Raw genomic sequence first — 21,017 nt, 5'->3', positions numbered from 1 at the left:
GTTTTAATTTATAATGTAAGACTTTCGGCTAACGTTTGCTTGTGAATTTTGACGATTTATCATTCATTCACAACCAAAATAAGCCAACCAATTTTTACAATTTTAATCATTTATGATATTTTATTGGATAAATGATTGAAAAAACATCTTATTTTTTTAAAATTTTAAAGGAAAACGCCATGTCAGATTTACAAATCACGACTAACAAAACTTCAAATTTAGAAACCCAATTAACAGTGAAAGTACCTGTTACCACCATTCAAACTCGTGTGGAACAACGTATTCAACAAGTGGCAAGAACTGCCAAAATTGACGGTTTCCGTAAAGGCAAAGTGCCAGTTTCACACATCAGAGCCCAGTATGGTGCAGGTATTCAACAAGAAGTGATTAACGATACTATTCGTGATACCGTGTTTGATGCCATTCGCCAAGAAAATATCCGTGCTGTGGGTATGCCAAACATTGACGATGTGAAGCTTGAAAATGACTTTTTGGTTTATCAGGCGACTGTTGAAACGTTCCCAGAAGTGGAAGTCAAAGGCTTAGAAGAAGTAGAAGTTGAGCGTCAAGTGGCAAGCGTTGATGACAAAGACGTTGATGTGATGATTGAAAATCTACAAAAACAACGCCAAACTTATGTTGCCAAAGATGGTGAAGTTGCCACAGGCGACCAAGTCAAGTTTGACTTTGAAGGTTCTATTGATGGTGAAAAATTTGATGGCGGTTCTGCCAAAGATTTTAGCCTAGTGATTGGTAGTGGTCGTATGATTCCGGGCTTTGAAGACGGTATCAAAGGCATGAAAGCTGGTGAAGAAAAAACCATTGACGTAACTTTCCCAGAAGATTACCAAGCTGAAAACCTAAAAGGCAAACAAGCCCAATTTAAAATCAATGTGAAATCAGTTGAAGAAGCTAAACTGCCAGAGCTAAATGACGAATTTTTTGAAGTGTTTGGCGTAAAAGAAGGCGGTTTGGACAAACTAAGAGCAGACGTTCGCAAAAATATGGAACGTGAAATCAAAAACGCAGGTCGTTCACAAGTCAAAGAAGCGGCGTTTAACGCAATGCTTGAGAAAAATGAAATTGAAATTCCACAAGCCATGCTTGAGCAAGAGATTGACCGTCAGCGTGATATGATGTTAAACCGTTTTGCACAGCAGTTTGGGGCAAATCCGAAAAACTTTAGCAAAGATATGTTGCCAAATGAATTGTTTGAAGACCAAGCCTTGCGTTCAGCACGTCTAGGCGTGTTGGTGTCAAGTTTGATTGAAGCGAACAAATTTAGCGTAGACCAAGAGCGTGTTACCAACTTTATCAAAGAGATGGCAGAAAACTATGAAGAGCCTGAAGAAGTGATTGAGTACTACACCAACAACGCTCAAGAACGTGCCAACATTGAAGCGGTTGTGCTAGAAGACCAAGTGGTTGAATTCATTTTGTCAAAAGGTAAAGTAACCGATAAAGAAGTGTCTTACCAAGATTTATTGGCAAGCCAACAACAAGGTTTAATGTAATTTTACAAAAAATACAAATTTGTTGAAATTTTTAATTGTTTTTTATTTGCATTGCCCTTATAAATATAAGGGCTTTTGCTTATTCAAAAAGGAAAAAATATGTTAGAACAATTTTTAGATTCACCATTTGCGACCAGTCAAGTACAAAATACGCTGACTCGTGGCTTAACTAGCCACAACCCGATGAACGCCCTTGTACCGATGGTAATTGAGCAGTCGGCTCGTGGTGAGCGTTCGTTTGATATCTACTCTCGCCTATTGCGTGAGCGTGTGGTGTTTTTTACAGGACAGGTAGAAGACCATATGGCAAATTTAGCAGTCGCTCAGTTGCTATTTTTGGAAGCGGAAAACCCAGAAAAAGACATTCATTTATACATCAATTCGCCGGGTGGTTCGGTGAGTGCGGGCTTGGCGGTGTTTGACACCATGCAGTTTATTCAGCCTGACGTATCAACCATTTGTATGGGTGGGGCGTATAGCATGGGTTCGTTCTTGCTTGCCGCAGGCGAAAAAGGCAAACGTTATGCGTTGGCAAACTCTCGTGTGATGATTCACCAACCATCAGGCGGTGCACAAGGTCAAGCCACCGACATTGAAATTAATGCACGTGAAATCCTAAAAATCCGTGAGCGTTTAAACAAAATTTTATCAGAACGCACAGGTCAGCCACTAGAAAAAATCGCTCGTGATGTGGAGCGTGATTATTGGCTTGATGCCAACGAAGCCAAAGAGTACGGCTTGATTGATGAAGTGTTGTCAAAACGTCCAAAAATCGCTTAATTTTAAATAAATTGATTTAAACAATTAACCGTATTTTGACAAAAAATTAACCAAAACCTTAGAAGTATCCCATGAAAAAAGAGATTGAACCGCATTGCTCCTTTTGTGGCAAAGCCCAACATGAAGTCAAAAAAATCATCGCAGGCACAGATGCCAATATTTGTAATGAGTGTATTGAGCTTTGCGAAGATTTGATGATTGATGACACAGACGAAAGTGTCGGCGGTGAAACAGACGAAGCGACCGAAGAAAGCTGGGCAAATCGTGAACTGCCAACTCCCAAAAAAATCCGTGAACACCTTGATGAGTATGTCATCGGTCAAGACCGTGCCAAAAAAATCCTTGCCGTTGCGGTGTATAACCATTACAAACGCCTAAAAGTGGACTCAAAACTCAAAGAAGAGCCATTTATTCAATTAAACGCCAACAAAGACAAAGTTGAATTGTCAAAAAGTAATATTTTGTTGATTGGACCGACTGGTTCTGGTAAAACTTTGCTTGCCCAAACTTTGGCTCGTTTGATTGATGTGCCGTTTGCGATTGCCGATGCGACCACCTTGACCGAAGCAGGCTATGTCGGTGAAGACGTTGAAAATATTGTGCTAAAACTGCTACAGTCTTGCAATTACGACATCAAAAAAGCCGAAAAAGGCATTATTTATATTGATGAAATTGACAAAATTAGCCGTAAAGGTGAAAATGTGTCTATTACTCGTGATGTGTCAGGCGAAGGCGTGCAACAAGCCTTGTTAAAACTGATTGAAGGCACAGTCGCCAACGTACCACCACAAGGCGGACGCAAACACCCAACCCAAGAAACCATTCAAGTTGATACCAGCAATATTTTGGTGATTTGTGGCGGTGCGTTTGCTGGGCTTGACAAAGTCATTCAGCAACGTACCGAAAAAACAGGTATTGGTTTTAATGCCGATGTCAAATCCAAAGACAACGATAAAAAAATCGGTGAATTATTTAAACAAGTTGAACCTGAAGATTTGATTAAATTTGGCTTAATTCCAGAACTTATCGGGCGTTTGCCAGTGATTGCAACGCTAGAAGAGCTTGATGAAGAAGCGTTAATCCAAATTTTAACCGAACCAAAAAATGCTTTAACCAAACAATACGAATATTTATTTAACATGGAAGAAGCAAAACTTGAATTTACCCAAGATGCCTTGACCGCCATCGCCCAACAAGCGTTAAAACGCAAAACTGGGGCAAGGGGTTTACGCTCTATCATTGAAAACGCCCTATTAGATACCATGTATGAATTGCCATCTATGGCAGGGCAAAAAACGGTAACAGTTGATAAAAATGTGATTGAAAACAATGAATTACCAAAGGTAAGCTAGTTTTTGATGACTGTACATCAGATAAGGGCTTTGATAAGCCCTTATTTTTTTGTCAATATTTTTTATTTTTTTGCTAAATTCTTTAACGAAACGCTTGTGTCAATTGTTCGCTGATAAAATGGGCAGTTTCGGCAGACTCTTCGCTTGCAACCGCTCTTAGCATTTTGCTCGGTGCGTGGGTGAGTGTTTGGGTGAGTTTGTGGGTCAATTCAATCACCACTTGCTCGGCATTGTCGCCTGTGGCGATACGGTGCAAGGCGTGCTGTAGTAGCTCGTTGGCGTGGGCGTGGGCTTGTTCTCGGTAGACTCCGATGTGTTGTCCGACACTTTTTTCAATCATTTTGCGTTCAATATTGACGACTTGCTGGCTGACGAGCAGTTCGGCTTCTACGGCGGCTTGTCTACGTTGTTCTAGGTTGCCTGCGATGACGTGCTGTAAATCGTCAATGGAGTACAGATACACATCGTCCAAATCGCCCACACTTGGCTCAATATCTCGTGGCACTGCCAAATCTATCATCAGCATGGGTTGATGACGGCGGATTTTTAGGGCGTGTTTGACCATATTTTTGTCAATCAAAGCGTGCAAACTACCGCTACAACTGGTGATAATATCCGCCTGTGGCAACACATTGGCAAGCTGGTCTAAGCTAACCACATCAATGGTGCGTCCGTGCGTTGCCAATTCGTTTGCCAAAATGTTGGCTCGCTCAAGGCTACGGTTACAGATGATGACACGGCTAATGCCTAACCCCGCCAAATTGGTCGCCACAAGGCGATTCATCTCGCCTGCGGCAACGACCAACAGCGTGTTATTTTGTGGTTTGTTAAAAATTTGAGTAACCAGTTTGGCGGCAGCAAAACCCAAAGACACTGCTTGTGAGCCGACTTTTGTTTCGTTTCTTACCAGTTTTGCGGTGGCAAAAACCTGTTGAATTATCCAGCTTAATTTTTTGGGAATGTTGTTTTGTTGTTTGGCAAGCTCTACCGCTTGTTTGATTTGTCCCAAAATTTGCGGTTCGCCCAAAATCATGGAATCCAGTCCAGAAGCCACACGCACCCAGTGGGTCAAAGCAAGATTATTTTCATAAATGTACAAATGTTCGGCAACTTGATTGGCAGATAAATTTTTAAAATCTGCCAACCACGCAATCAATCGCTCGCTTAAATTTTTGAGAGACTCTTGTTCAAATGCCAAAATATACAGCTCGGTGCGGTTACAAGTGGACACGATGACTGCCCCTTCGCACAGGGTTTTTAACGATTGTAATGCCATTGGCAAGTCGGTCGCCCCAAATGCCAATCGCTCACGCATGGCAACAGGTGCTGTTTTGTGATTAAGACCGAGAACCAAAAGTTGCATAAACAAAAAGCCCAATGAGAAAACGTGCGATGTTATCAAAGATTGTCAAAGTGATAACGACTTGAATGTGTGTCAAAAATTGCCATAAAAAAGGTGTATTATAGCATTTTTTGGCGATGAAAGGCTAGTTATGCCACCGTTTTAAATGATTTCAAGCCTTTGGCAATAAAAAATTAACAGTTTAAATATATTTTTTAGCCAAAAACCTCGTTATAATAGACGGTTATTTATACAAAGAAAAATTCTGTTACAATTTTTTAGTTTTTAAATTGTTGAAATGTCATGCCAACCCGCTTTTTGACCGACTATTTGCCTTTTGCTACGATATCACGCTGGTGCGTGGTCGGTCGGTCGGGGCTGTGTGCATTGGCATTTTATCCACTTGCCAGCCACGCCATTCCTTTAAAATCGGCTTCTACTACCTTTGACAACGCTGTCAATATAAGCACTGCCGAGCGTCAGCCCAGTTTGATGGTGGTGATGATGGCAGAATTTTCGGCAGATAGGCAAGATATACCAACGGCGTTAAATTTGTACAAAAAAGAAGCCGAAAAAGACCACACAGCCCCTGTGTTTGAGCGTGCTTTAAGCCTATCTCTGCAACATGAAACACCAGAACAATCGCTTATTTTTGCCAATTATTGGCAACAAAATAACCCAGAGCATATGCCTGCGTTGTTTTATGTAACGCATTTGGCGTTAAAAGCCCACGATTATCATGTGGCAGGCGAAAAGTTGAGCCAAATTTTGCAATATGACCCTGATGCCGATTTGAGCCAGATTTTAGTGGGCATTTATCCGACCAACAGCAACGACCAAGCCGAGTTGTTAAACATTTTGCAAAATATGGACACCAAAGACAACATGTCTTTGTTGGTGATGAAGGCAGGTTTGTTGTTGCAGTTTGAGCAAGGCAAACAGGCGTTAAAAGAAATTGACAAGGCGTTAAAAAAACAGCCCAAAAATTCGGCATTTTTGACCTTAAAAGCAGACATTTTGCAAAGTATTGACGAGCCAAAAAATGTGTTGGCTTTTATTGAAAAGGCTCGCAAAACCTTGCCTGATAACAAAAATCTGTTTTTATACCAAACCCGTTATCTGATTAATCAAGGCAAAACCGACCAAGTTTGGCAAGTGTTAAATGCCAAAAATAACGAACAATTTTTGGCAGATGATGAGATTAAGTTGTTAGCAGGGCTGGTCGGCGTGGACAATCAGCGTCATCACGAAGCGGATATGTTGTTGCTTGCTTTAACCAAAAACCCCAATTATAAAGACCAAGCCTATTATTATTTAGCGATTAGTGCCGAACGTCAGCAACATTTTAACGAAGCGATTGAGTATTATGGCAAGGTGATGCAACCTGACCTTGTGATGACCGCTCGCCAAAATCAAGTGAACCTTTTAACCAGTCAAGAGCGGTTTGCCGATGCGATTGTGAGCGTGCAACGATTGCGTGAGCAATTTGACGAGTTTGTACCGCAAAGCTACATCATGGAAGCGACCATTTTAAACAAAAACAATCAGCGTGATAAAGCCATTGCCCTGCTGGATACCGCCCAAAAACAACTGCCTGATAATACTGATATTTTGTTTGCCAAAGTGTTGATTTTGCCTGACAATTCGCCTGAATTTCAACAAAAACGCTTGGCATTATTGACCCAATTACGCCGTGTAGCCCCCAATAATATTGAATATCAACTAGAATACGCCCAAACTTTGGTAAATCAAAAACAAAATGCGGACGAAGTGGAAAACTTGCTCATGCCCTTTATCAATGATACCCAAGTGGGGCTAAAGGCTCGCCAAATCTTGGCTCAACAATCCTTGCATTTGGGTGATAATGGGCGGGTGGTGATGTTGTTGTCGGATAATTTTGATATTTTGCCTGATGTGATTAGCGGACTTTTGTTGGAACAAGCGTATAAAAATCTTGGCAATACTCAAGAGCAAAGTAGAATTAGCCAAATTTTAAAAACTGAATTAAATTATCCAACGTCTTAAGTTAAGGATTATTAAATGTTATCTGTAAAATTTTTTAAAAATATCGCTGTCATTAGCACAAGCGTTTTGGTATTAACCGCTTGTCAATCCACCAAAACCACAAGCCAAACCACCACCACAACGGTATTAACCCAACCAAAACAAGCCGAAGCTACTGTCGCAACGGTTGCCACCTTGCCAAAAGATTTTAACATCAATGGCAAAATCGGACTTACCACGCCACAGCAAACGGGCAGTGCGTTTTATGTGTGGTCGCAAAAGGGCAATAATTTTGGCATTGAGCTGTCTGGGGCGTTAAACGCAGGACAGACCAATATCAACTACAACGGCCAAACCGCCACACTCACCAGTGCCAAAGGCGAGATGACGGCGGACAATCCTGAAGAATTGTTGTTGAAAGCGACAGGTTGGCAAGCCCCTATTTCGCAGTTGCCGTATTGGATAATGGGCGACACCGCTCCAAGCGATAGCCAAATTGCCAAAGATGATAACAACCGTTTGACAACGGCGGTAAATGGTGACTGGACGGCGACTTTTACTTATAAAGATGGTACGTTACCGCAACGCATTAACATTGCTCACCCTGATGGTTATAAAGTGGTTTTAACCATTAATCATTTGCAATAAATTTGAAATTGGCATTAAAATCAAGCCCTTGGGTGATGGTCTTGGTGCAGTTGTTGCAACCGAGCGGTCGCCACATGGGTATAAATTTGGGTGGTGGATAGGTTGCTATGTCCAAGCAACATCTGCACACTGCGTAAATCCGCCCCATGATTAAGCAAATGGGTGGCAAAGGCGTGGCGAAGCGTGTGCGGTGAGATGGCTTTGTCAATGCCTGCTTGTTTGGCATAATGTTTGATGGTGTACCAAAAATTTTGGCGTGTCATATAACCGCCTTGTTTTGTCAAAAAGACCGCTTGGCATTGGCTTTGTTTGCCGTTTTTCATTAACAATAATAGCGGACGAGCGTGTTTTAAGTAGTCATTTAGCACATCAATCGCCACTTCGCCCAATGGCACAAGCCGAATTTTGTCGCCTTTTCCCATAATCTGTAGCCAACCTGCGTTCAAATTCACTTCACCTAACGACAAATGCACCAACTCCGACACTCGCAAACCGCACGCATACAGCACTTCAAGCATGGCTTTATCACGCACACCCAAAGGCGTGGCGGTGTCTGGACTGGCGAGTAGTGCGTCCACGTCCTGTTCGGATAAATCTTTGGGTAGGCTTTGACCGATTTTTGGGGTTTTGATATGTTCGCAAGGGTTTTCGGTGCGTTGGTTGCTGTTGATTTGCCACAGATAAAACTGTTTTAAAGCGGACAAGGCACGAGCTTGACTGCGAGCGGATTTGCCGTCTTGGTGTAGGGTGGTAAGGCAATGCAACACATCATTGGCTTGCCATTGGGTGATAGCTTTTGGGTTGGTTTTTTCGCAGAGAATCAAGTCTTTGATATAGGCATTGCGAGTTTGGGTGGATAGCCCACGAGCGAGCAAATCTTGGCGAAACTGGCTGATATATATCGGCTCATCGGCGATATATAGGGCGTTGGCGGTGCGTGGTTGATTGGCTTTAGTTTGGGACATTTTAAGTTTTTTGGTTAAATTGGTTAAAAATTCAAATTGACAGCAAAAATATCGCCTGTCAAAAAAGTTATCATACGCCTGTCCAATCCGCAATATAATCCACCAACTCATCAACCGAATGTATCACCACATCCGCCCCCCAGCCGTACAAATTGCCTTTATCTTCTGGCGGAATATAGCCGTAACCTGCCAAAATCGTCCGCATATTTGCCGATTTGCCTGCTTGGATATCTCGGATATGGTCGCCCACATACACGCAATTTTCAGCGGTTAAATCAAGATTAAATCGCTCGTTTAATTTATCCACCGCCAAAAACATTGGTTCTGGGTCGGGCTTGGTATTTTTGACATCATCAGGGCAAACAAGTACCGCACAACACTCGGTTAAGTTTAATTTTTCCAATAAAATCTCGGTCAAATAACATGGCTTATTGGTAACAATACCCCACAAAATACCGTTACTCTCTAAGTTTAACAACAGTTTATCTAAACCGCTAAATAAACAACTATCCACGCAAATATCGGCTTCATAAGTGTCCAAAAATTCTTGACGATATGTTAAAAGTTTTGGGTCATCATCGCTGACGCTTGCCAATTCGCCAAACATAAGTTTGACCATTGCCCTTGCCCCTGCCGAGACTTGCTCACGGATTTGCTCGTCTGTTGGGCATGGGTAATTGTGTTTGGCACACATCACCTTGATAATGCGGATAAAATCTGGGGCGGTGTCAATGAGCGTACCGTCTAAATCAAATAATACAGCTTTGATATTATTCATCTCATTCCCTACACTTTGGCAAAATTGCGATACTGTTGAATATAGTCATAAAAACTTTGCGTGTTTTGTTGTTCAAGTTCACTTTGTTCAACGACAGATTTTTCTGCAAGTTTTTGATAATATTCGTCTTTTTCACAGCCTAAACTTTGATTTTTTAACAAAATAGCGTGTTGCTCCGCCAATGCCTTGCCCAATTTCCAAGTACTACCGTAACGCTCGGTGTCTTTTAACACTTGTGCCGATAGCGTAAAGTCTGGGTTTTGGGCTTTGCCAAACATAAAGGTTAAGGCGTTGCGGTAATCGTTGTTGCCATACACGCTGTCAAGCAGTTCGGCAAGCGGTAACATAGCTGTCAAATGTTGGCTAATCCATTGGCTAAACAGCATTTCGCCTGAGTTGGTTTGAATGGTTAAATTGCGGTTTCGCCCTTCATTGACGATTTTTTCTTGATTTTGGCTGATTAAAACTTCTTCATCTGGCAATAAGTCTGGACTTGCGTTGATTAAGCAATACAACGCCAAAATTTCCATAAAACACGCTGTTGATAAGCGAATGCCAATGTCGCTGTATGGGTCAAGGTCAATCGCACGAAATTCAATGTAAGCAATACCACGATTTGCCAACGCATCGCTTGGATTTTCGCCTGATTTGGCGACTTGTTTTGGGCGGATTGGGCTGTAATATTCGTTTTCAATTTGCAAAATGTGGTCGTTAATTTGGATTGGATTGCCGTCTTTATCGTCCACGCCTAATGCTTTAAAACTGGCATTTGGTGTGTGAATGGCTTGGCGTAAGCCTTTGATATACTCTGGCAAACTGTTGTAACGAATATCCAAATCGTCCTGCACGCTATTTTGGTAACCCAATTTGCCCATACGCAATGAAGTCGCATACGGCAAATAATAGCTAGAACTGTTTAACGCTTGCAAATGATGCGCTCGCCCTGTCAAAAAGCATTTGCACACGCTCGGACTTGCCCCCAATAGGTACAACACCAAACTGCTTAAACGTTTAAAATTGCGAATAAGCGCCAAATATTTTTCATTTTTAAAATCGGCTAACGATTGTTTATCATCAATCGCTTTTTGCCAACTTTCAAATAAATTATCACCAAACGACAAATTATAATGCAAACCCGCAATCGTCTGCATACGGCGACCGTAACGCACGCCCAAACCATGACGGTACAAGGTTTTTAACTTGCCAACATTGGACGTGCCATAATCGGCAAGTTTAATATCATCGTCATTATCCGACAGCATACACGGCATGGAGAGTGGTCAAAATAACTCGTCATTTTCCAGCGACTGTTGCACCACGATGTGCAGTTCTCGGAGCATGGCAAGGGCTTGTTTTGGGCTAGGCTGTGGCTCGGTAATCAGCTCTAGCAGGCTTTCGGCATAATCGGTGGTAATCAATGGGTGGGTGAGTTTTGAGCCAAGTTTTGTTGGGTGAAAGCTGTCGGCAATAAAACCGTCAGGACGCATACGCAAGCCTTCTTTTTCAATGCCACGCATCATGCCTGTTAATGTGTCTGTGGTAAGCCAAGTTGGTTTTTGGGTGTTAAATGCAGAAATTGTCATGGTTGTTCCTAATTTTTATAAAATTGGCAAATTATGACACTAAATGCAAAAAATAAATAGTGTTGATTAGTAAAAAAGTATCGTTTTAATAAGTTTGCAGGGTGATTTTTACACAAAAAAACACCCACAGAAGGAGGTACTGTGGGTGTGGTAAAACTGATTAAATCAATTTTTCCTAGCGTTATGCTACTTTTTTGACTAACTAAATTAAGAAAAGTCTAATTCAGTTTCAAAAGATTTCAACTCGTGACGAGCCATTGCTAGGTTAGATTTTTGACGATCAAGTACTAGGTACAAGAACAAGTTTTCGTTACGAACCAATGGGCGGAGTAAGTGGTATTGTGAGCTTAAAGTAATTAGAATATCTTCAATACCGTCTTTTAAGCCCAATGCAGCAGCAGTTTTACGTTTTGCACGTACCACTTCGGTGTTACCAGCGGAAGCTAGTTCAAGGTCAAGACCTGTACCGATAGCAGCCAAAGAAAGGACTGATTCGCTGTCAACCAATGCAGCTGCTACGAAACCGTCAATTTTATTTAGTGAGTCTAATGATAATTTAGCCATGGTATGCTCCAATTTTAACCTAGGTTTTAAATTTAAAATTTTTGCTGATAATTGACTAAAAACAAACTATTCAAATAGTAATTTTTAGAAAATAAATCAACCAAAATTTGTAAAGACAAAACAGATTATATGAATAAGTGTTTTGCTGTATCCTGATTTAAAGTTTACCTTTAATGTTTCATGTGTGTATTATAATGAAAATTTGTTTATCATGCAAGTTGAATCGGACAAGCGTATTTTTTTTTACGATAAGCATTATGATTGGTAAAAATTAGCAGTTTAACGGTATTTTTATTTAGTTTATTTAAAATAACCATTAAATAGAAAAAGAAGAACCACAGCCACAAGTTGTCGTTGCGTTTGGGTTGGTGACAACAAAGCGTGAGCCTTCTAGCCCTTCGGTATAGTCTATAGTTGAGCCGTGCAGATATTGATAACTCAAACTGTCCACCACTAGACTAACATCGCCATTATCAAAGTTGGCATCGTCATCGCCTAATTCTTCTTCAAAGTTAAAGCCGTACGAAAATCCCGAACAGCCACCGCCTGTTACATAGACACGGAGCATTAAGTTTGGGTTGCCTTCTTGTTCTCTGAGTTTGCGGACTTTGTTGGCGGCTTTATCAGTGAGTGTCATGGTGTTGTTCATTATTTTTACCTTTATTTTTTTATGTTGTTAAAAACTTTTTTATATTATGGGGCAAATACTTTATACTATCAAGAATTTATATGATTAAATTACCTTGCAAGATATTAAAAACATACCATTTTTTGTGAAAATTTGCTCAAGATGGTATTTTAAATCAGAAAAATTTCAATTTTTTCAATTGCTTAGGAAAAACATTATGCTCAAATTTATTTGGCAATATCTAAAAATCATAAGCGTTATCGCAGGGCTTTATTTTGCCAAATTTTTACCCTTATACATTGGTATCAATTGCATTATCATTTTTCTTTATCTAATGGCTGTCAAAACCCAAATGCACATTTGGCTATTAGTGATTGGCATTATTTTTATGGTAGCTGGATATTTCGCCCTAAAACGTATGACAACAGACCATGAAATGCGAAATTTAGCCATCGGTGCTGAAGGACTTTTGATGTTAATGATTTTGCCGACCTTATTTGTGCTGTGGTTATTAAAACATTTTAGCAACTAGCTTTTATCATTTATTTTTTCAATTTTAAAACGAGCAATCCATGATAGAACTAAAAAACGCCAGCGTTCGCCGAGACGGACGCATTTTATTTCACAATGTCAATTTACAAATTCACCCAAATTTTAAAATCGGCTTAACAGGCAACAACGGCACAGGAAAATCGAGTTTTTTTGCGGTGCTGTTGGGTGAATTGGGCTTGGACACAGGCGAAATATCCATGCCGAGCAATTGGCAAATCGGACACATGGCACAAGAAATTGAAAGTAGCGACCAATCCGCCATTGATTTTGTGTTAAGTGGTGATAAAGAATATTTTGAGTTAAACGAAAAAATTAACAACCACGAAAATTTAACCGAAAGCGAAATCGCCCACGTTCACGCACGCTTTGATGATATTCACGGTTATAGCATTCCGTCAAAAGCATCGCAAATTATGACAGGCTTGGGCTTTAGCGTTATTCAAGAAAATCAACCTGTTAGCAGTTTTTCGGGCGGTTGGCGAATGCGGTTAAACCTTGCCAAAACCTTGATGAGCCGAGCCGATTTGTTATTGCTTGACGAACCGACTAACCACTTGGATTTGGATGCGATTTTGTGGCTTGAAGATTGGCTCAAAGCCTATGACGGCACGCTTTTGATGATTTCGCACGACCAAGCATTTTTGGACAATGTCGTTGGGAGGATTTTGCACATTGAAAACCAAACGATGATGTTGTACACAGGTAATTACACAACTTTTGTACGTACTCGTAGCGAGCGTCTTGCCCAACAACAACAGGCTTTTGAAAAACAACAAGCGACCAAAGCTCACCTTGAAGATTTTATCCGCCGTTTTAAAGCCAAAGCGACCAAAGCCAAGCAAGCCCAAAGCCGTATCAAACAGCTTGAACGCATGACCGAGCTTGCCCCTGTTATGGCGGACAATCCGTTTACTTTTCAATTTTATGAGCCAAATCAACTGACTTCACCGCTGATTGTCATGGATAATGTCAGCGTGGGTTATGACAATGTGCCGTTGATTAACAAAATCCGTTTGCAAATCACCCCTGACAGCCGAATTGGGCTATTGGGTATGAATGGTGCGGGCAAATCCACCGTGATAAAAGGCTTGGTTGGCGAATTACCGACTTTAAACGGCACACGCAAAGTCGCTGATAGTCTAGTTTTGGGTTATTTTAACCAACATCAAATGGACAGTTTAGACGGTGAAGCCACGCCTATGTTAATGTTGCAACGCTTAGCAGGTAAAACGTCTGATGCTGATTTACGTGCGTTTTTGGGTAGTTTTGACTTTCGTGGTGATAGGATTGACACGCCGAGCAAGCTGTTTTCTGGCGGTGAACGTGCGAGATTGACATTGGCGTTAATCGTTTGGCAACGCCCCAATGTGCTAGTGCTTGACGAGCCGACCAACCATTTGGATTTAGAAATGCGACAAGCGTTAAGCCTTGCCTTGCAAAATTTTAGTGGTGCGGTGATTTTGGTATCGCACGACCGTGAGATGATAGCCACCGTCTGCGATGAGCTGTATCTGGTGCATGACGGCAAATGCGAAGTTTTTGACAATGACATCGCCTATTATAGTGCGTGGCTGTCCGAAACTCGCAAAAATCAAAATAAAACCGCCCAAAATATTGAAAAAGAAAACAATCAAAATGTTCCACGTGGAACATTTAACCAAAATCAAGAAAAAAGCCAAAATGAAAAACCAACGTTAAGCAAAGAAGAACAACGCAAAAAAAATGCCGAATTGCGAAATCTGACCGCCCCACTTCGTAAAAAAATTGAAGGTGATGAAAAACAGCTTGAGAAATTGGGCGAAAAATTGGCAACAATTGAAGAGCAATTAGCCGATACTTCACTGTATGACGATAGCAAAAAAGTGGAGTTGTTAAAATTGCTTGATGAGCAAATGACTTTAAAAAACCAGATCGGTGAGATTGAAGAGCGTTTGATGGAAAATATGATGGCACTTGAAGAAATGGAAAGTGGGTTTGAATAATGTTATCATTTTATCAATTATTTAACTTTTGATTAAGGAAATTTTATGAAAAAATTACTTTTAACCACTTTAAATTTACATTTTGACAATTATCGCCTGTATCACCTGTCAGCCAAATTAACGATTGTTTATTTGATGATAACAAAAAAAAGCAAGAACCAAAATTCTTGCTTTTTTGACATAAAATAATAAAAATCACTCTGCCAAATGCGTTTCATCATGTGCCATAATCTGCTGACCGACATCGCCCATCAACGACAAATAACGCTCATAATGCTTCAAAATATCGCTAATCAGCTCATTGTGCGTCATATAATGCACTTCATAGCCCGTCCGCCCATCAAAAAAGTAAGTCAAAGGCTGATAACTTTCATTGCTCTGAATATGTGGCAAATGCTCATCTTGCACCAACGATTCAATATATTCACGGCGAACCGAACGAATACCATATTTAAAATCACGCACGCTATTTTGGTGAATGATAAACTCAATCGCAGGTTCTTCTTCGTCAAACAACGTATCCACATCCACATTTAAGCCGTATTTATTCACCAATTCTTGACGCAACTCACTCATCGCAGGCAAGGCGGTGGTTTTCAAAAAGGCTAATGTGGCTTGTTCATCTTTTTGGTTTAACATGGCATTGAGACGCTCACGCCATTTTTCACCTGTCCACGTTGCCGAACTTTCAGTAAAGCTACTGCTAAAATATTTTTTATCGGCATTTAACGCCAAAAATAAACTCACACACATAATAAACATCAATAACGCAAACGGCAAAGCAGTAATCAAGGTAACTGTTTGTAACGTGCCAATACCGCCAGACGCTAACAACGTAATCGCCACCACCGACATCAGCACGCCCCACATGATGGTTTGCCATGCAGGTGAAGCCAAGCTTTTATCACGAGAAGCGATATTGTTTAACACATAAATGCCTGAGTCCGCAGATGTGATAAAAAACAACGCAATGCTTAACAAGGCAGCAAAACTGGTAACAGTAGACAACGGCAAATAATCCAAAAAGCGAAATAACAAAATCTCAGGCGAACCTGTCAAAGCCGACAATGCCCCATTTGCCACGTGCGTATCTAACCAAACCGCACTGTTACCAAACACAGTAAACCACAAAATAGAAAAAATCGTGGGAATAGCCAGCACACCAAACACAAATTCACGAATACTACGACCCTTTGAAATACGTGCAATAAACAAACCGACAAACGGTGCCCAAGAACACCACCACGCCCAATACAGCACCGTCCAGCCGTTAAACCATTCGGTATTTTGTGGCTCATAGATATAAGTTTTAAAGCTTAAATTCACCAAATTGCTAAAATAAATACCAATATTATCGCTAAATGCACCCAATAAATACAAAGTTGGTCCTGTAAACAACACAAATAACAACAAGCAAATGGCTAATATCAGATTGGTTTCGCTCAAAATCTTCACGCCTTTACCCACGCCAGATATCGCAGAACCCACCGCCAAACTCATCACCGTAACAATCACCACGATTTGCAAGGTAAAACTATTTTCACTTACCCAGCCCATCTCAACCAAGCCAGAACCAAGCTGTGCCGAGCCAAAGCCAAGCGTGGTGATAATACCAAATAAAGTCGCCACCAATGCCATAATATCAATGGTATCACCCATTTTGCCGTGGATTTTATCTTTTAACAAAGGATAAAAACACGAACGTAACGCAAGCGGTAACTTATAGCGAAAACCAAAATACGCCAAAGCGAGTGAAATCACGCCATACACCGCCCAAGCATGAATCCCCCAGTGAAATGCGGTATGTAGCAAGGCTTGTTGGGTTTTTTGCTCAGGTGAACCGATACTAATTGTTGAATTAAAATGCGACAACGGCTCAGCCACACCAAAAAACATCAAACCCACACCCATACCTGCCGCAAATAGCATCGCCATCCACGACAAAAAACCAAACTCAGGCGTCTCTTCGTCCGCACCCAATTTGATATTACCAAAATCACTTAATGCAGTAAAAATCAGAAAAAACAAAAAGATAGAGCAAATAACGATATAAAACCAGCTAAAATTTTTAAAAATTCCCGCTTTGGCTATATCCAAAATCGCTTGAAATTGTTCAGGTAACAACAAGGTAAATATCACCAACAACACCACAAGTAACAAGGTAATGCCCGTTACGATTGGGTTAAATGATGACTTATCCTGTAAAAAAGTTTTGATTATCATATATTATTCCTATAATTTTGGAATATTATGGTTTAGATAAATTTTTTTATACAAAACATAATATTCTCAAATGATAAAAAATATCAAAATCTATGAAAAATTGATAAAAAAGTGAAAGATTTTATCTTACCTTAACAAAAATAGTAACAATATTCAAATTTTAACAATATTTTTTATAGTAAAAATAGCTTTTAACGGGCTTGTAATTTTTTGTAAGGTTTTGATTTTTCATTAAAAATTTTTAACACATTTTTTATACATTTTTCTTTGCTATTGTATAATCAAAAGTTTGTGATTTTTGTTAAAATTGCCATTTTTTATAAAATAAGGTCGGCTAATCTATGGCAAAATTGAGATAATTCATGACTTTTTAGCCAAAATCTGTTAAAATAATGGCTTGTTCTTTTTGACAAAAATTTTTGATAATATTTTTGATAAGTTATTGATTTTAAAACGGTTTTAAAATATTTTAAAAATAACTTTTTAACGATAAACGCACAACACAAATGCAAAATGGAGTCGCTATGACTGACACTACCACCACCACTCAAAACAACGCCCAAGACAATTACGGCTCGGACAGTATCCGTGTTTTAAAAGGCTTGGAAGCGGTGCAAGTCCGCCCTGGTATGTATATTGGCGATACTGATGATGGCACAGGCTTGCACCACATGGTGTTTGAGGTGGTGGATAACTCCATTGACGAGGCACTGGCAGGGCATTGCGATGAGATTAACGTGATTATCCACGAAGATGAATCGGTCAGCGTCAGCGACAACGGACGTGGCATTCCTGTGGACATTCACCCAGAAGAAGGCGTGTCAGCGGCACAAGTCATCATGACGGTGCTTCACGCAGGCGGTAAGTTTGATGATAACAGTTATAAAGTGTCGGGCGGTCTGCATGGTGTGGGCGTGTCGGTGGTCAATGCGTTGTCAGAAAAATTGGTGTTAGAGATTTGGCGACAAGGCTATCATTACCGCCAAACTTATAGCAATGGTGCACCCTTAGCAGATATTGAAAAACTTGAACCAACTGACAAAACAGGCACGCAAATTCGCTTTTACCCAAGCGATAAGATTTTTACAGGTACGATTTTTGATTTTGACATTTTGGCAAAACGTTTGCGTGAATTGTCGTTTTTGAACTCAGGCGTTCGCATTGTCATCACAGACGAACGTAGCGACAAAAAACACGAATTTGAACACGCAGGTGGTTTGTCCGAGTTTGTCAATTATATCAACGCTGGAAAAGCAGGGCTAAATGACGTGTTTCATTTTAGCAGTGAGCAAGATGACGGCATTGGTGTGGAAGTCGCTTTGCAATGGACGGACAGTTATAACGAAAAAGTGTTGTGTTTTACCAACAACATTCCACAACGTGATGGTGGTACACATTTATCAGGTTTTCGCTCGGCTTTGACTCGTGGTTTAAACAACTACATGGAAAGCGAAAACTTGATGAAAAAAGAAAAAGTGGCGGTGACAGGTGATGACGCTCGTGAAGGCTTGACCGCCATTGTATCGGTAAAAGTACCAGACCCAAAATTCTCTAGCCAAACCAAAGACAAACTTGTGTCTAGCGAAGTCAAATCCGCTGTCGAATCAGCAATGAGTGATAAATTTAATGAATATTTATTGGAAAACCCAAATTTTGCCAAGTCTATCGCAGGGAAAATCATTGACGCAGCCCGTGCAAGGGAAGCGGCGAGAAAAGCAAGAGAACTCACACGCCGTAAAACATCGCTAGATATTGCAGGTTTACCTGGTAAATTAGCCGATTGCCAAGAAAAAGACCCTGCCTTGTCCGAATTGTACCTTGTGGAAGGGGACTCGGCAGGTGGTTCGGCAAAACAAGGGCGTAGCCGAAAAACGCAAGCAATTTTGCCGTTAAAAGGTAAAATTTTGAATGTGGAACGTGCAAGATTTGACAAAATGATTAGCTCAGCAGAAGTCGGCACGCTGATTACCGCACTTGGCACAGGCATTGGCAAAGACGAGTACAATCCAGACAAATTGCGTTACCACAAAATCATCATCATGACCGATGCGGACGTGGACGGCTCGCATATTCGTACACTTTTATTGACTTTCTTTTTCCGTCAAACGCCAGAACTCATTGAACGTGGGCATATTTACATCGCTCAACCACCGCTGTATAAAGTGAAAAAGGGTCGCCAAGAGCTGTATTTAAAAGATGATGAAGCGTTAAAAGCCTATCTATTATCATCAACAATTGACGATACGCAACTGCATTTGACTGATGATACCCCTGCGGTTAGCGGACAAGCGTTGGAAAAATTGTTAAACGATTATAACCAAACGCAAATTGTCAAGTCTCGTTTACAATTAAAATACCCTGAAAGCGTGCTAAATGCGTTATCAGTTATTCCAAAAATCGGTTTGGCAGAGATTGAAAATAAAGAAGTCATGCAAAATTGGTTAAATACACTTAAAACCGAATTAACCAAAACATCAGAAAAACTCAATCCGCAAGTAGAATTGGAAACCTTTACTAAACAAGATGGCGAAACAACGGTTGAGTATTATTTGCCACGCATTACGATTTTTGTTCATCAGTTGCCACATCAATACTTGCTAGATACGACCTTTATCGGCTCTAGCGAGTATGGGCGTTTGCACCGTTTGACAAGCGAATGGAAAGATATGTTAAGCGATACCGCCTACATCGCAAAAGGCGAGAAAAAACTTCCTGTCGCTGATATGGCGTATCTGTGGCAGTTTATCATGGCGGACGCTCGCCGTGGGCTTGCGATTCAGCGTTATAAAGGCTTGGGCGAGATGAATGCCGACCAATTGTGGGAAACCACGATGGACCCAGAAAATCGCCATATGCTGAAAGTTACCATTGAAGATGCGATTGCCGCTGACCATTTATTCTCGTGTTTGATGGGTGATGACGTTGAGCCAAGACGTGCGTTTATTGAAGAAAATGCCTTGACGGTGGCGAATTTGGATATTTGATTTTTTGTAAAAATTTTTATAAAAAAACCAAAATTTGATAATTTTGGTTTTTTTATGAATTTTTTATGAATGATTTAAAAAACAAAACATAAAAATTAACAAAGACAACTGGATTTTTTAGAAATTTTTATTAAGATAATGATAATTATTATCAATTAAAAAGAGAAAAAATCATGTCCCCTACCACCACCGTTCAAAACACCTTATACCACATCACCAAAACGAACCGTCAAGCATTGATAAAAACCTTGTCTTTTGCTGTATTACATTTTGGCGTGGCGTTTAGCGTGGCTTATATATTGACAGGGAGTTTGTTGATTGGCGGTTTAATTGCTTTGCTTGAGCCAACGATTAACACGATTGTATTTTTCTTTCATGAGAAAGCGTGGAAAAAATTTGAACAAAAACAATCGTTAAACCTACTAAAACATTAAATTTTTAACAAAATTTGTGCTAAAATTCACCAAAAGTCAGCCAGTGGATTAAATGTTAATTAAATATAAGTCCACAAGCCAAAAGGTGAAAAATGTTAGAACTTCTTTTACTTGCCATTGCGTTATCTATGGACGCTTTTGCCGTGTCTATCGGACTTGGGGCAAAGCACCGCCACCACACCGCCAAAATCGCTGTCATGGCAGGCGTGTATTTTGGCGTGTTTCAAGGGTTAATGCCGTTAATCGGCTATCTTGGCGGACGTACGATTTTGGGTTTTATCGCCAATTTTGCCTCTTATATCGCTTGTGTGATTTTGCTTGGGCTTAGCGGAAAAATGCTATACGAAGCCTTTAGCGATGATGATGAACCCGATACCGATAAGTTAAACTTAGCCAATCAAACCGAATTACCCCTTAACCACAAAACCATGACAACGCTCGCCATTGCCACAAGCATTGATGCGATGGCGGCGGGTTTTACGCTCAATTTAATGTCTGTTAATGCGTATCTGTCATGTGTAATAATTGCGGTGGTAACGGGGGTTTTTAGTTTCGTGGGTGTGTTTTTGGGTAAAAAATCGGGGACGTATTTGAAAAGTAAAGCGGAAATTTTTGGCGGATTGGTATTAATGGGTATTGGATTAAAGATGGTTTTAGTTTGATAAGAAAGAAAATTTATGCGTA

16 protein-coding genes and 1 pseudogene are annotated in these 21,017 nt (G+C 40.5%); 10 read left to right on the top strand and 7 right to left on the bottom strand.

Features of this window, described 5'->3' with window-relative positions; translation table 11 throughout:
- The first annotated feature begins 179 nt into the window (after window positions 1–179).
- The 3 genes from tig to clpX all read left to right on the top strand — a co-directional run bounded on the left by tig (window position 180) and on the right by clpX (window position 3,646).
- Window positions 180–1,514, top strand: coding sequence for a trigger factor (gene tig, locus ACGTJS_RS05035; protein WP_410473005.1), 1,335 nt, complete (start codon window positions 180–182; stop codon window positions 1,512–1,514).
- A 183-nt stretch (window positions 1,515–1,697) separates the two neighbouring features.
- Complete coding sequence (clpP, locus tag ACGTJS_RS05030) at window positions 1,698–2,294, top strand: ATP-dependent Clp endopeptidase proteolytic subunit ClpP (RefSeq protein WP_315041793.1); 597 nt, start codon at window positions 1,698–1,700, stop codon at window positions 2,292–2,294.
- 71 nt (window positions 2,295–2,365) lie between these two features.
- Window positions 2,366–3,646, top strand: a complete 1,281-nt coding sequence (gene clpX, locus ACGTJS_RS05025) for an ATP-dependent protease ATP-binding subunit ClpX (RefSeq protein ID WP_410473004.1) — start codon at window positions 2,366–2,368, stop codon at window positions 3,644–3,646.
- Between the two features lie 82 nt (window positions 3,647–3,728).
- On the opposite strand, the gene hemA is transcribed toward clpX, so the two are convergent.
- A complete protein-coding gene (gene hemA / locus ACGTJS_RS05020; RefSeq protein ID WP_410473003.1) occupies window positions 3,729–5,009 on the bottom strand; it encodes a glutamyl-tRNA reductase in 1,281 nt (426 codons plus the stop codon).
- Window positions 5,010–5,291: 282 nt separating this feature from the next.
- Between hemA and ACGTJS_RS05015 the strand changes: the two genes are divergently transcribed.
- A complete protein-coding gene (locus ACGTJS_RS05015; RefSeq protein ID WP_410473002.1) occupies window positions 5,292–7,013 on the top strand; it encodes a hypothetical protein in 1,722 nt (573 codons plus the stop codon).
- Window positions 7,014–7,028: 15 nt separating this feature from the next.
- The gene (gene lolB, locus ACGTJS_RS05010; RefSeq protein ID WP_410473001.1) at window positions 7,029–7,640 is read left to right on the top strand and encodes a lipoprotein insertase outer membrane protein LolB; all 612 of its coding nucleotides are present in this window, start codon (window positions 7,029–7,031) and stop codon (window positions 7,638–7,640) included.
- Between the two features lie 20 nt (window positions 7,641–7,660).
- Here lolB and xerD read toward each other — a convergent pair whose 3' ends face one another.
- From xerD to erpA, 5 genes and pseudogenes are all read right to left on the bottom strand, one after another.
- On the bottom strand, window positions 7,661–8,605 hold the full coding sequence (gene xerD / locus ACGTJS_RS05005) for a site-specific tyrosine recombinase XerD (protein WP_410473000.1): 945 nt from the start codon (window positions 8,603–8,605) through the stop codon (window positions 7,661–7,663).
- A 70-nt stretch (window positions 8,606–8,675) separates the two neighbouring features.
- Window positions 8,676–9,374, bottom strand: a complete 699-nt coding sequence (locus tag ACGTJS_RS05000; RefSeq protein WP_410473227.1) for an HAD family hydrolase — start codon at window positions 9,372–9,374, stop codon at window positions 8,676–8,678.
- Between the two features lie 17 nt (window positions 9,375–9,391).
- A pseudogene (gene gshA, locus ACGTJS_RS04995) lies at window positions 9,392–10,966 on the bottom strand (glutamate--cysteine ligase).
- A 207-nt stretch (window positions 10,967–11,173) separates the two neighbouring features.
- On the bottom strand, window positions 11,174–11,530 hold the full coding sequence (locus ACGTJS_RS04990) for a roadblock/LC7 domain-containing protein (RefSeq protein ID WP_410472999.1): 357 nt from the start codon (window positions 11,528–11,530) through the stop codon (window positions 11,174–11,176).
- A 316-nt stretch (window positions 11,531–11,846) separates the two neighbouring features.
- Window positions 11,847–12,179, bottom strand: a complete 333-nt coding sequence (gene erpA, locus ACGTJS_RS04985) for an iron-sulfur cluster insertion protein ErpA (protein WP_315043251.1) — start codon at window positions 12,177–12,179, stop codon at window positions 11,847–11,849.
- Between the two features lie 196 nt (window positions 12,180–12,375).
- Here erpA and ACGTJS_RS04980 point away from each other — a divergent pair, with 196 nt between their 5' ends.
- Complete coding sequence (locus ACGTJS_RS04980) at window positions 12,376–12,690, top strand: hypothetical protein (protein ID WP_315043252.1); 315 nt, start codon at window positions 12,376–12,378, stop codon at window positions 12,688–12,690.
- A gap of 40 nt (window positions 12,691–12,730) precedes the next feature.
- A complete protein-coding gene (locus ACGTJS_RS04975; RefSeq protein ID WP_315043253.1) occupies window positions 12,731–14,692 on the top strand; it encodes an ATP-binding cassette domain-containing protein in 1,962 nt (653 codons plus the stop codon).
- Window positions 14,693–14,887: 195 nt separating this feature from the next.
- Here the strand turns inward: ACGTJS_RS04975 and ACGTJS_RS04970 are convergent, their stop codons facing one another.
- Complete coding sequence (locus ACGTJS_RS04970; RefSeq protein ID WP_410472998.1) at window positions 14,888–16,915, bottom strand: BCCT family transporter; 2,028 nt, start codon at window positions 16,913–16,915, stop codon at window positions 14,888–14,890.
- Between the two features lie 524 nt (window positions 16,916–17,439).
- Between ACGTJS_RS04970 and gyrB the strand changes: the two genes are divergently transcribed.
- The 3 genes from gyrB (at window position 17,440) to ACGTJS_RS04955 (ending at window position 20,995) form a co-directional block, all read left to right on the top strand.
- Window positions 17,440–19,899 (top strand): DNA topoisomerase (ATP-hydrolyzing) subunit B, encoded by a 2,460-nt coding sequence (gene gyrB / locus ACGTJS_RS04965; RefSeq protein WP_410472997.1) that lies wholly within the window; start codon window positions 17,440–17,442, stop codon window positions 19,897–19,899.
- Window positions 19,900–20,072: 173 nt separating this feature from the next.
- A complete protein-coding gene (locus ACGTJS_RS04960) occupies window positions 20,073–20,333 on the top strand; it encodes a DUF2061 domain-containing protein (protein WP_315043256.1) in 261 nt (86 codons plus the stop codon).
- Window positions 20,334–20,425: 92 nt separating this feature from the next.
- Window positions 20,426–20,995: a manganese efflux pump MntP family protein gene (locus tag ACGTJS_RS04955; protein ID WP_410472996.1), complete on the top strand. Its 570-nt coding sequence runs from the start codon at window positions 20,426–20,428 to the stop codon at window positions 20,993–20,995.
- Window positions 20,996–21,017 lie beyond the last annotated feature (22 nt).

Origin of the sequence: Faucicola mancuniensis (genome assembly GCF_046523945.1) — a bacterium.
Classification (GTDB): domain Bacteria; phylum Pseudomonadota; class Gammaproteobacteria; order Pseudomonadales; family Moraxellaceae; genus Faucicola; species Faucicola mancuniensis.
The sequence above is the reverse complement of the archived record's forward strand: the minus strand, read 5'-3'. Positions and strand labels throughout refer to the sequence as shown.

Bases quoted from the DNA above. Each gene is read 5' to 3' on its own strand.
- tig (WP_410473005.1), top strand. From the start codon at position 180: ATGTCAGATTTACAAATCACGACTAACAAAACTTCAAATTTAGAAACC.
- clpP (WP_315041793.1), top strand. From the start codon at position 1,698: ATGAACGCCCTTGTACCGATGGTAATTGAGCAGTCGGCTCGTGGTGAG.
- clpX (WP_410473004.1), top strand. From the start codon at position 2,366: ATGAAAAAAGAGATTGAACCGCATTGCTCCTTTTGTGGCAAAGCCCAA.
- hemA (WP_410473003.1), bottom strand. From the start codon at position 5,009: ATGCAACTTTTGGTTCTCGGTCTTAATCACAAAACAGCACCTGTTGCC.
- ACGTJS_RS05015 (WP_410473002.1), top strand. From the start codon at position 5,292: ATGCCAACCCGCTTTTTGACCGACTATTTGCCTTTTGCTACGATATCA.
- lolB (WP_410473001.1), top strand. From the start codon at position 7,029: ATGTTATCTGTAAAATTTTTTAAAAATATCGCTGTCATTAGCACAAGC.
- xerD (WP_410473000.1), bottom strand. From the start codon at position 8,605: ATGTCCCAAACTAAAGCCAATCAACCACGCACCGCCAACGCCCTATAT.
- ACGTJS_RS04990 (WP_410472999.1), bottom strand. From the start codon at position 11,530: ATGGCTAAATTATCATTAGACTCACTAAATAAAATTGACGGTTTCGTA.
- erpA (WP_315043251.1), bottom strand. From the start codon at position 12,179: ATGAACAACACCATGACACTCACTGATAAAGCCGCCAACAAAGTCCGC.
- ACGTJS_RS04980 (WP_315043252.1), top strand. From the start codon at position 12,376: ATGCTCAAATTTATTTGGCAATATCTAAAAATCATAAGCGTTATCGCA.
- ACGTJS_RS04975 (WP_315043253.1), top strand. From the start codon at position 12,731: ATGATAGAACTAAAAAACGCCAGCGTTCGCCGAGACGGACGCATTTTA.
- ACGTJS_RS04970 (WP_410472998.1), bottom strand. From the start codon at position 16,915: ATGATAATCAAAACTTTTTTACAGGATAAGTCATCATTTAACCCAATC.
- gyrB (WP_410472997.1), top strand. From the start codon at position 17,440: ATGACTGACACTACCACCACCACTCAAAACAACGCCCAAGACAATTAC.
- ACGTJS_RS04960 (WP_315043256.1), top strand. From the start codon at position 20,073: ATGTCCCCTACCACCACCGTTCAAAACACCTTATACCACATCACCAAA.
- ACGTJS_RS04955 (WP_410472996.1), top strand. From the start codon at position 20,426: ATGTTAGAACTTCTTTTACTTGCCATTGCGTTATCTATGGACGCTTTT.